Here is a 10,314-nt window from a genome sequence, read left to right on the forward strand (position 1 = left end):
CGAACCCGCAGCACTCCACCTCCCACCCTGTTCACGTCCGCCCACCACACCGGCCGCCACTCACCCTGCCCGCCACCCCCCACCGCCCCGTCGGCGGAAGCCTTCGACTTCTCGAGCCGCCCCCGCCACCCCACGGGCCCACACCTGCCAAAGACGCACCCGAGATGCGCGCCCACCGACGACGGACCCGCAGCACTCCACCTCCCACCCTGTTCACATCCGCCAACCACACCGCCCGCCACTCAGGCCGCCCGCCACCCCGTGACCACCGCACGCAGCGTCCGCTCGTAGGAGTCGGCGATCGACAGCCCCGGCGGCTCGTTGCCCGACAGTTCCAGGGAGACCAGGCCGTGCGCGGTGGCCCAACAGGACAGTGCCACGACCTCGGCCTCGAGCTCGGTGGTGAACTGCCCGGCCCGCTGCCCCCGGCGCACCGCGTCGACCAGCGGCTGGTACATCTCGACCTGCTCGCCCTGCCCCTCCACCGTCGGCTCGAACTGGGCCGGACTCTCCGTGAAGAGGATCGCGTAGAGGTGCGGATTCGCGAGAGCGTATTCGCGGTAGGCCATTCCGAGGCGGATCACATCGTTCGCCGGGTCGTCCGTCGAGCGGACGGCGGCCAGCCGCATCACGAAGAGCCGCGCGGCCTCCTCGTAGAGGCTGGCCAGCAGACCGGCCTTGTTGCCGAACAGCGAGTAGACCGCCGTGGTCGAGGTCTTCACGTCCGCCGCGAGCTGCCGCAGACTCAGCGCGGCCGTGCCGCGGTCGAAGACCGTGGCGGCCGCGCGGTTGATGAGCCGCAGTCGGAGCGCTTCGTCATGTGTCTTGAGCCTGGCCATCCCCCCACAGTATGACAACAGCGTTACGAATGACCCCTGACACCACGTCAGCCTCGTGTCAGACCTGACGCAGCCCTCAGGCGCAACCCCTTGAAAAGAAGTTTTTCTGGTCGAAGCCGCAGGTCATGAGGGGTTTCTCGGCGTTCCCTCAGTTAGACAGTGTGCAAGAGCCCTGGAGCGGGCAATAAAAACGCTGTTACGGTTGCCACGGCGCCGGACCCTGGCAGGCATGCGGCGCTCGCCAACTACCTAGGGAGAACCATGTTCGAGGCGCTGGGGCGATTCCTTTACCGAAGGCGCAAACCCCTCCTGGTCCTGACGTTGTTGTTCGCCGTCCTGTCCGGCGCCTACGGCGTCGGCGTCTTCGGCGACATGAAGCCCGGCGGGTTCGAGGACCCCGGGTCCGACAGCCGCAAGGCCGCCCAGCTGGCCGAGCGGGCGTTCCCGCAGCGGGCACCCGACGCGGTGATCGTCTACCGCGACAAGGACCGCACGGTCGACGACCCGTCCTTCCGGCAGGCGGTCACCGAAACGGTGCAGGACCTGCCGAAGTCGGCGGTCACCGGATACTCGACCTTCTGGATGACCAAGATGCCGGCGCAGGTCAGCCACGACCGGCACGCCACCTACGTGGCGATCAACCTCCGCGGCGGCGACGACAACGCCAAGGAGAAGTCGTACAAGGCGATCAAGGACAAGCTCGACGCGCCGGGGCTGCAGACCCAGCGCGGCGGGCCCGTGCCCACCAACCACCAGGCCGGTGACCAGATCGGCACGGACCTGGGAACGGCGGAGGGCCTGTCCTTCCCGATCCTGTTCATCCTGCTGGTGGTCGTCTTCGGCGGTCTGGCCGCGGCCAGCCTCCCCCTGCTCGTCGGCGGCCTGTCGATCGTGGGCTCCATGGCGGTGCTGCGGATCATCGCGCAGCTGACTGACGTGTCGGTGTTCGCCATGAGCCTCGTGTCGATCCTCGGCCTCGCGGTCGCCATCGACTACGGCCTGCTGATCGTGAGCCGCTACCGCGAGGAGCTGGAGCGCGGCCACACGGGCGAGGAGGCACTGGCCCGCACGGTCGCGACCGCCGGCCGCACGGTCCTGGTCTCCGGCATCACGGTCGCGGTCGCGCTGGCCGGCATGACCTTCTTCCCCTTCGGCTTCCTGAAGTCCATGGCGTACGGCGGCGTGGCCGCGGTGGTGCTGTCGGTCTTCTTCTCGATCATCGCCCTGCCCGCCGCGCTGGGCGCGCTCGGCGCGAAGGTCAACGCCCTGTCGCTGCGCCGCCGCAAGAAGGCTACGGCCCAGGGTGGCCAGGGGACCCAGGCTGGCCAGGGCGCCTGGTACCGCCTCGCCCAGGGCCTCATGCGGCGCCCGGCCCTCGTGGCGGTGGGCACGCTGGCCGTGCTGGTGGCGCTCGCCGCGCCGTTCCTGCGCGTGGAGTTCGGTGTGAGCGACGCCCGGCAGCTGCCGAACAGCGCCGAGGGCCGTCAGGTGCACAACGCCCTGGAGCGCGACTTCGACAGCGACGCGGTGAAGTCCATCGACTCGCTGCTGGTGCTGAAGTCCGACGCCACCTCGCGGGAGCAGGGCGCCGCGCTCCAGGCCTACGCCGAGCAGCTGGGCCGCACCAAGGGCGCGACCGGCGCGCAGATCACCGGCGCCACCGGCACGACCGCACGCGTGTCGGTCACCTTCGACGGCGCGGCGGTCTCCCCCGAGGCGCGCGACCTGGTCAACCGGCTGAAGGACGTGTCGCCCCCGCCGGGCGCCAAGGCCTACTTCGGCGGTGAGACGGCGGTGTTCGACGACACCCTGGACTCGCTCGGCAAGACGCTGCCCTGGATGCTGCTCTACATGGCGGTGGCGACGTACATCCTGCTGTTCCTCGCGTTCGGCTCGGTGCTGCTGCCGCTGAAGGCGATCCTGATGAACCTGCTGTCGCTGTCGGCGACGTTCGGCGTCCTGGTGTGGATCTTCCAGGAGGGCCACCTCGAGGGGCTGATCGGCTTCGACTCGACGGGCAACATCGAGCCCAACATGCCGATCATGCTGTTCGCCCTGATCTTCGGACTCTCCATGGACTACGAGGTGTTCCTCGTGTCCCGGATCCGGGAGCAGTACGACCTCCTGGACGACAGCTCCGCGGCGGTGGCCTCCGGGCTGCAGAAGATCGGCCGCCTGATCGTGAACGCCGCCCTGCTGATGTGCGTGCCGCTCGCGGCGATGGCGACCAGCGGTGTGCTGATGATGAAGCTGTTCGGCGTCGGCATGGTGTTCGCCATCCTGGCCGACGTCGCCATCGTCCGCATCCTGCTCGTGCCGGCCGTGCTCAAGCTCATGGGCCGGGCCGCCTGGTGGGCCCCCGGTCCGCTGGCGAGGTTCTACGGCAAGTACGGCATCAAGGAGACCGACGAGCCCGCCGACAGCAAGGAGCCGGTCCCGGTCGCGGGCTGACTCCCCTCCGGACGGCGCCGAAGTGCCGAATCCCCCGCGGCACTTCGGCGCCCGCTGTTCGCCCGCCCTTCCCCTCGATTTCCCCCCGCCCCGCCCCGGCCCGCTTGACGCGCGGCATCGGGAAGCGGATACAGTTACCCCCTGTTAGACACCGTCTAACAGCTGTCCAACCAAAGCGCTTGGAGGCCCGCATGGCCGCGGGAAAGACCGCACTTGGCGCGATTCTCGACCCGATCAAGGGAAGGCTGCGCTGGGCGATCGCCGCCCAGGCCGTCTCGGCGGCCGCCGGCGTGGTGCCCTTCATCGCTGTCGCCGAGCTGGGCCGGGTCCTGCTCGACGACGGCCCCGACCGCACCGGCGACGCCTGGACCGTCACCGCGATCGGCGCGGGCGCGCTGCTGGTCAGGCTGATCGTCGCGCTGGTGGCGGGCGGGATCTCCCATCTCGCCGACAACGCCCTGCAGTTCCACATCCGCCGCTCGCTCGTGACCCGCCTCGGCCGGGTGCCGCTGGGCTGGTTCTCGTCCCGCAACTCCGGCCAGGTGAAGAAGGCGGTGCAGGACGACGTCGACGCGATGCACCATCTGATCGCCCACTCGCTGCTCGACATCACCACGGCGACCGTCGTCCCGGTCACCTCCCTGGCGTATCTGTTCTGGGTCGACTGGCGGATGACCCTGGTGGTGATCGCGCCCCTGGCCATCGGGCTGACGCTGTACAGCGCCACGATGGCCGGGATGGCCAAGAACCTGCCCCGGTACGACGAGGCGATGGGGCGCATCAACGGCAGCGCCGTCGAGTTCGTACAGGGCATCGCGGTCGTGAAGACCTTCGGCCAGGCCCGCCGGGCACACCGGGAGTTCGCCCGGGCGGCCGACGACTTCTCGGAGTTCTTCCTCACCTGGGTGCGCTCCACCCAGTACTCCAAGGCCGCCGCCGAGATCGTCCTCTCCCCGATCGCGGTCCTGGTGACCACGCTCGCCGGCGGCGCGCTGTTCGTGACGCAGGGGTGGCTCGACGCCGTGGAGCTGCTGCCGTTCGCGCTGCTCGGCATCGGCCTGACCGCGCCGATCCTGTCGCTGTTCTACGCGAGTTACGAGCTGCGCATCGCCAAGGGCGCCGCCGAGCGCGTCGCCGGGATCCTCGACACCGAGGAGCTCCCCGTGCCGGACGCGCCGCAGACCCCGGACGGCAACCGGGTGAGCTACCGGGGCGTGCGCTTCTCCTACGACGGCGAGCAGGAGGCCCTGGCCGGCGTCGACCTGGAGCTCTCGCCGGGCACGGTCACCGCGCTGGTCGGGCCGTCCGGCTCCGGCAAGAGCACGCTGGCCGCGCTGCTGCCCAGGTTCTGGGACGTCACCGGCGGTGCGATCAGCATCGGCGGAGTGGACATCAGGGACATGGCGCTCGAAGACCTCTACCGCCGGGTCGCGTTCGTCTTCCAGGACGTTCGCCTGACCCAGGACACCGTGGCCGACAACATCCGCATGGCGCGACCGGACGCCGACCTCGCCGAGGTGCGCGCCGCGGCCCGTGCGGCCTGCGTCGACGACGTGATCCAGGCGCTGCCGCGCGGCTACGACTCGGTGATCGGCGAGGACGCCCGGCTGTCCGGCGGCCAGGCGCAGCGCGTGTCCATCGCCCGCGCGCTGCTCGCCGACACCCCGGTGATCGTCCTGGACGAGGCCGCCGCCTACGCCGACCCGCACTCCGAGGCCGCCGTGCAGGACGCGCTGTCGGAGCTGACCCGGGGCAAGATCGTGCTGATGATCGCCCACCGGCTCTCCACCGTCGTCGGCGCCGACCAGATCGTGGTGCTGGAGGACGGCCGGATCGTCGAGCGGGGCCGGCACCCGGAACTCGTCGCGGCGGGCGGCAGGTACGCCCGGATGTGGCACGCCCATGAAGACACGAGCCGGTGGCAGCCGCACACCCCCGCGCCCGTCACACGGGCCGCGAATGTCGCCACGGCGGGAGGACTCAGCTGATGATCCGTCAACTCATCGACGTACTCGGCCCCGAGCAGGCTCGTCCGGTGCGCCGGATGGTCGTCGCCCTGGTGGTGGGCGCGGTGCTGCAGGGCATCGCATTCGCCCTGCTGGTCCCCGTGCTGGAGGCGCTGTTCGGCTCGGACCCGGACGAGGTCTGGCCGTGGCTGTGGGCGCTGCTCGGGGTGTCGGTGCTGTACTGCGCCGCGTACTACTGGAGTCTGCTCATCGGGTTCGAGGCGGGCGCGACCCTCTCGAGGAGCCTGCGGCACCGCATCGGCGACCGGGTGGCCGCACTGCCGCTGGGCTGGTTCGCGCCGGAGCGCGTGGGACAGCTCGGCCAGCTGACCACGAAGAGCGTGATGGACATCATGGGCGTGCCGGCGCATCTGCTGCGGCCCCTGGTGACCAGCTTCGTCACGCCCGTGACCGTGGTCGTGCTGATGTATGCCTTCGACTGGCGGCTGGCCCTGGCGGCAACGCTCACCGTCCCGGTGATCGTCCTGGTCCACCGGTGGAGCGCCGGACTGAGCCGCCAGGCCGACCAGGCCCGCACCGCGGCCCGGGCCGTGACCGGCGGCCGGGTGGTGGAGTTCGCCCAACTGCAGCCGGTACTGCGGGTCTTCGGCCGGGGTGACGCCCGCTCCGGCACCGGGCTCGACGACGCGCTGCGCACCCAGACCGAGGCGTCCCGCCGGGTGCTGGTCACCGGTGTCCCGGGGCTGGTCGGCTTCGCGCTGGTGATCCAGGCCGCGTTCACCGTCGTCCTGCTGACCGGCACCTATCTGGCGCTGGACGGAGGCCTGGACGTGGCCAAGCTGCTGGCACTGCTGGTCCTGGCCGTGCGGTTCACCGAGCCGATCGCGGAGACCGCGGTGCTCGGCTCGACCCTGAACACGGCCCGCTCCGCCCTGGACCAGGTGGCCGACCTGCTGGCCCAGCCCACACTGCCGCAGCCGCAGGCGCCGCGGGGACCGGACGGCAACACCGTCGAGTTCGAGAACGTCGGCTTCGGCTACGACGGCAAGCCCGTGCTGAACGGCGTGTCGCTGACGCTGGCCGAGGGCACCATGACCGCGCTGGTCGGCCCGTCCGGTTCCGGCAAGACCACGGTGAGCAAGCTCGTCCCGCGCTTTTGGGACGTGGACTCCGGTGCGGTGCGCGTCGGCGGCGTGGACGTCCGGGACATCGACCCGGAGACCCTGATGTCCCGTATCTCCGTGGTGTTCCAGGACGTGTACCTCTTCGAGGGCACCATCATGGACAACATCCGGGTCGGGCGCACCGGCGCCACCGACGCCGAGGTCCGCGAGGCCGCGCGGCTGGCCCGGGTCGAGGAGATCGTGCAGCGGCTGCCCGACGGCTGGGACGCCCGGGTCGGCGAGGGCGGCGCCCTGCTGTCCGGCGGCGAACGGCAGCGTGTGTCGATCGCCCGGGCGATCCTCAAGGACGCCCCGATCGTGCTGCTCGACGAGGCCACCGCGTCGCTCGACCCGGAGAACGAGCGGGCGGTGCAGGACGCGCTGAGCGCCCTGACCGCCGGCCGCACCCTCCTCGTCATCGCCCACCGGCTGCAGACCGTCGCCGCCGCCGACCAGATCCTGTTCCTCGACGAGGGACGGATCACCGAGCGCGGCACGCACGCCGAACTCATGGCCATGGACGGCCGGTACGCCTCGTTCTGGGCGGAGCGCAGCCGGGCCCGGAACTGGAGTCTGGCCGGACACATTTCTTGACAGAAAGTCAATTCACGCCCCCTCGGATTATCCGAGGGGGCTGCTGAACGTTCCCGTAACGTGAAAAGAATGACGTCTTTAGGCCCCTGGGAACCAACCGCGCATGCGATGTCAGAGTTGCCGGTCCAAGTTGCCGATTATCCGGCGGCATTCCCTCCGGAACCCGCTCCCACCAGGCACTTCGACATTTCGACTCCGCGATGTAGAAATTCCAGCTTGACTTCCGACCTGCCGGTCTATACTGGCCGTCGTCCAGTGAACAATCTGGCTCGAACCAATCTTGTTGGGCTGGGTGTCAATCGGTCCGAAGGAGTCCGGAAAGTCAACAGGGACTCACCTTCTCCCCGAGTTGGTCAACCGTTAAAATGTCCAGCAGTCAAATGAGTCGATGAATTCTGGACAGGCATCACAATATGGCCGAAATCATTCGACCGCGGGGGCGTGAACAGATGTCAACGAGCGATTCCTTCGACTGGCCGATAACAGCGCGAGATACCGAGCTCCACACCGTCGGGAACGCCATCGAACGGCGCGGCGGAGCTCTTCTCGTCGGAGCCCCGGGGGTGGGCAAGAGCGTGCTTCTGTCCACCGCCCTGCGGCAGGCGGCCGACGAGGGCCGCACGGTCCTGTCCGTCGGCGGAGCCGGCTGGAGCAGCGGGACCCGCACCCAGGGGTTCGGCACGCTGGCCGAGTGCCTGGAGGCCGTGCAGCCGTCCACCCGGGACGGCGCCTCGGGCGACCGCCCTGTCGTCGGTATCGACGACGCACACCTGCTGGACGCCGCGTCCAGCGTCCGCCTGCACCGACTCGTCGCGGCGGGGCGGCTCAGCGTCCTCGCCGCCACCCGCCAGGACACGACCACCCCGGCGGGCATCGACAAGCTCTGGGTGGAGCGGCTCGTCGAGCACATCGAGGTGGCCCCCTTCGACCGGACGGCGATGGCCACCGTGCTGCGGGCCCGGCTGGGCGGCCACACCGACACGGCCACGCTCGAGCGACTCTGGGCGGCCACGCACGGCAACGCGCTGATGCTGCGCGAACTCGTCGAGCACGCCCTGGAGGACGGTTCGCTCAGCTGCGTCGACGGCACCTGGCGGTGGCCGGGCCTGACGGAACGTCCCGGCAAGCGGCTCTCCGACGTCATCCGCGTGGGTCTGCGCGACCTCAGCCACGACGAGCACGAACTCGTCCACATGCTCACCGTCGCCGAGCCGCTGGAGGCCGAGATCGTCGCTGCGGCGGGGCTGTCCAAGGTGGCCGAATCGCTCGACCTGCGCGGCATCGTCAGCGTCGAGCGCAGCCGGTCGCGCGTCCGGCTCCGGCTGGCCAGTCCGCTCAACCGCGTGGTGGTGGCGTCCCGCATGTCCGACCTCACCGCGCAGCGGCTGCGCCGCGAGATCGCCGACGCCCTGGAGCGCACCGGGGCGCGCCGGGAGGACGACATCCTGCGCATCGTCTCGCTGCGCATGGACGCCGGCCTTGTCCCCGACCGGGAGCAGCTGCTCACCGCGGCCCATGTCGCCATCCGGCGCCGGGACTTCCCGCTCGCGGAGCGCATGTGCCTGCTCGCGCTCCAGGACGCCCCCTCCGACCTGGACGGCACACCGCTGCACGGCCCCGTCCCGTCCTCCGCCGACTACGGAGCGGATCTGCGTCGCATGGTGACGCGCGTAGCGAAGGACCCCGAGCACACCGCGGACCGCGTCCGGGCGGCCCTGCTGCTCGGCCAGGTGCTCGTCGGGCAGGACCGGCCCACGGAGGCCGAGACGGTCCTGGCCGCCGCCCTGGAGACCGGTGTGCAGGTGCCCCTGGCCGAGTTCGTCACCGCGGTCCACACCCGTGTGACCAACATGGCGTGGAGTCTCAGGCGCGTGAAGGAGGCCGGCGAACTGCTGGACCGCACGATCGCGGGGGTCGGTGCGGAGCGCGCCGGAGTGCTGCACGGTACCCGCGTCATGATCGCCGTGATGTCGGACCGGCTCCACGAGGCGGTCGCCCTCGGCGACACGGCGCTCGGCGGGGAGACCGCGGACCTTCCCCTCGCCCAGGCGGTGGTGCCCACGGTGGCCTTCGCCCGTGCCGAACTCGGCGACCCGGAAGGGGCGTTGGAGCTGCTGAACCGCTACCGGGACGCCTCCGACGACTGGGACACCGACGCCCTGCTCCTCGCGAACTCCGTCTCCGCGCGCTGCTCCTCCCTCCTCGGCCGGCTCAGGAGCGCCGCCGAGGCACTCGACGCCGTCCACCGCTACGACCCCGGTCACGGCCGGCCCGTCCTCCTACAGGCGCTGCTCGACCGCTGCCGGCTGCTGCGGATGCTGGGGCAGCCCGAACAGGCCGTCGCACTGCTGCGGGGGGCGATCGCCGCCGAGGCGGCCCACGCCTACCCGGTCACCGGGGCCTGGCCGCTGGCCCAACTGGCCGGTGCGCTCGCCGAGTCGGGCAACCACGCGGAGGCGCTGCGCACCCTGGTCGAGGTCCGCTCGCTGCGCGGCGAGGTCCTGTCGTCCCCGATCACCGAGGACGAGATCGCCTACGAGAGCGCTCTCGTCCTCGCCCACACCGGGGACCACTTCAGCGCCGCCGCCCAGGCCGTGGATCTGGCCGAGCGGGCGGGCGCGGCCGGCCGTACGGTCAGGGCGGTCACCGCACTGCTGTTGGCGGCCCGGGTCACGGACGGCGCCGCGATCCGCTTCCCCCACCGTGCCCTGCTGTGCGCTGCCCGCACCACCGGAGGCCTGATCCGGGTGTTCGCCGACTACACCGAGGCCCTCGCCGACGCCGACGGTGCCGCGCTGATGGAGGCGTCCGGACGGCTCGGCGAGATGGGCGCGCTGCCGCTCGCGGGTGAAGCCGCGGCCCAGGCCGCCCGGGCGTTCCGCGCCACGGGCCAGTACCGCAAGGGCCGCAAGGCCGCGGCGGCCTGCCGGGAGCTGCTGCGCGACTCCGGCATGACGCTCCCGCCGTGGCTGGAGGACGACAGCCGCCAGGAACGCGACTTCGCCTCGCTCACGCCCCGGGAGCGGGAGGTCGCCGCGCTCGCGGCGACCGGGATGTCCAACCGGGACATCGCCGACCGCCTGGTGGTCTCCGTGCGGACCGTCGAGAACCACCTGCACCGCATCTACCACAAGCTCGGCATCACGGCCCGCAACGATCTGAAGCGCGGCCTGGACAAGCTGCTCGGGCGGCCGCAGGAGACGAGCCGCATGGCACCGCTGCACCTCCTCGGCGCGGCGGGCTCGGAACACGTCGCCTAGAACGACGGCACGGCGGCGGTGTGGCATCCAGGGCGGGCCG

Annotated in this window: 5 protein-coding genes; 4 read left to right on the forward strand and 1 reads right to left on the reverse strand. The window is 71.0% G+C overall.

Translation table 11 applies throughout. From position 1 onward, the window contains the following. Positions 1-242: 242 nt before the first annotated feature. Positions 243-839, reverse strand: a complete 597-nt coding sequence (locus ACZ7L6_RS35310) for a TetR/AcrR family transcriptional regulator (protein ID WP_471931152.1) — start codon at positions 837-839, stop codon at positions 243-245. A gap of 261 nt (positions 840-1,100) precedes the next feature. Here ACZ7L6_RS35310 and ACZ7L6_RS35315 point away from each other — a divergent pair, with 261 nt between their 5' ends. The 4 genes from ACZ7L6_RS35315 (at position 1,101) to ACZ7L6_RS35330 (ending at position 10,274) form a co-directional block, all read left to right on the forward strand. Next, complete coding sequence (locus tag ACZ7L6_RS35315; RefSeq protein ID WP_471931154.1) at positions 1,101-3,290, forward strand: MMPL family transporter; 2,190 nt, start codon at positions 1,101-1,103, stop codon at positions 3,288-3,290. A 191-nt stretch (positions 3,291-3,481) separates the two neighbouring features. Further along, positions 3,482-5,278: an ABC transporter ATP-binding protein gene (locus ACZ7L6_RS35320; protein WP_471931156.1), complete on the forward strand. Its 1,797-nt coding sequence runs from the start codon at positions 3,482-3,484 to the stop codon at positions 5,276-5,278. Beyond that, entirely contained in the window at positions 5,278-7,014 is a 1,737-nt protein-coding gene (locus tag ACZ7L6_RS35325) for an ABC transporter ATP-binding protein (RefSeq protein WP_471931158.1), read from the forward strand. Before ACZ7L6_RS35320 ends, ACZ7L6_RS35325 begins: the two co-directional genes overlap by 1 nt. A gap of 575 nt (positions 7,015-7,589) precedes the next feature. Further along, a complete protein-coding gene (locus ACZ7L6_RS35330) occupies positions 7,590-10,274 on the forward strand; it encodes a LuxR C-terminal-related transcriptional regulator (protein ID WP_471931160.1) in 2,685 nt (894 codons plus the stop codon). The last annotated feature ends 40 nt before the right edge of the window (positions 10,275-10,314 follow it).

Source organism: Streptomyces sp. NPDC107522 (assembly GCF_055657525.1).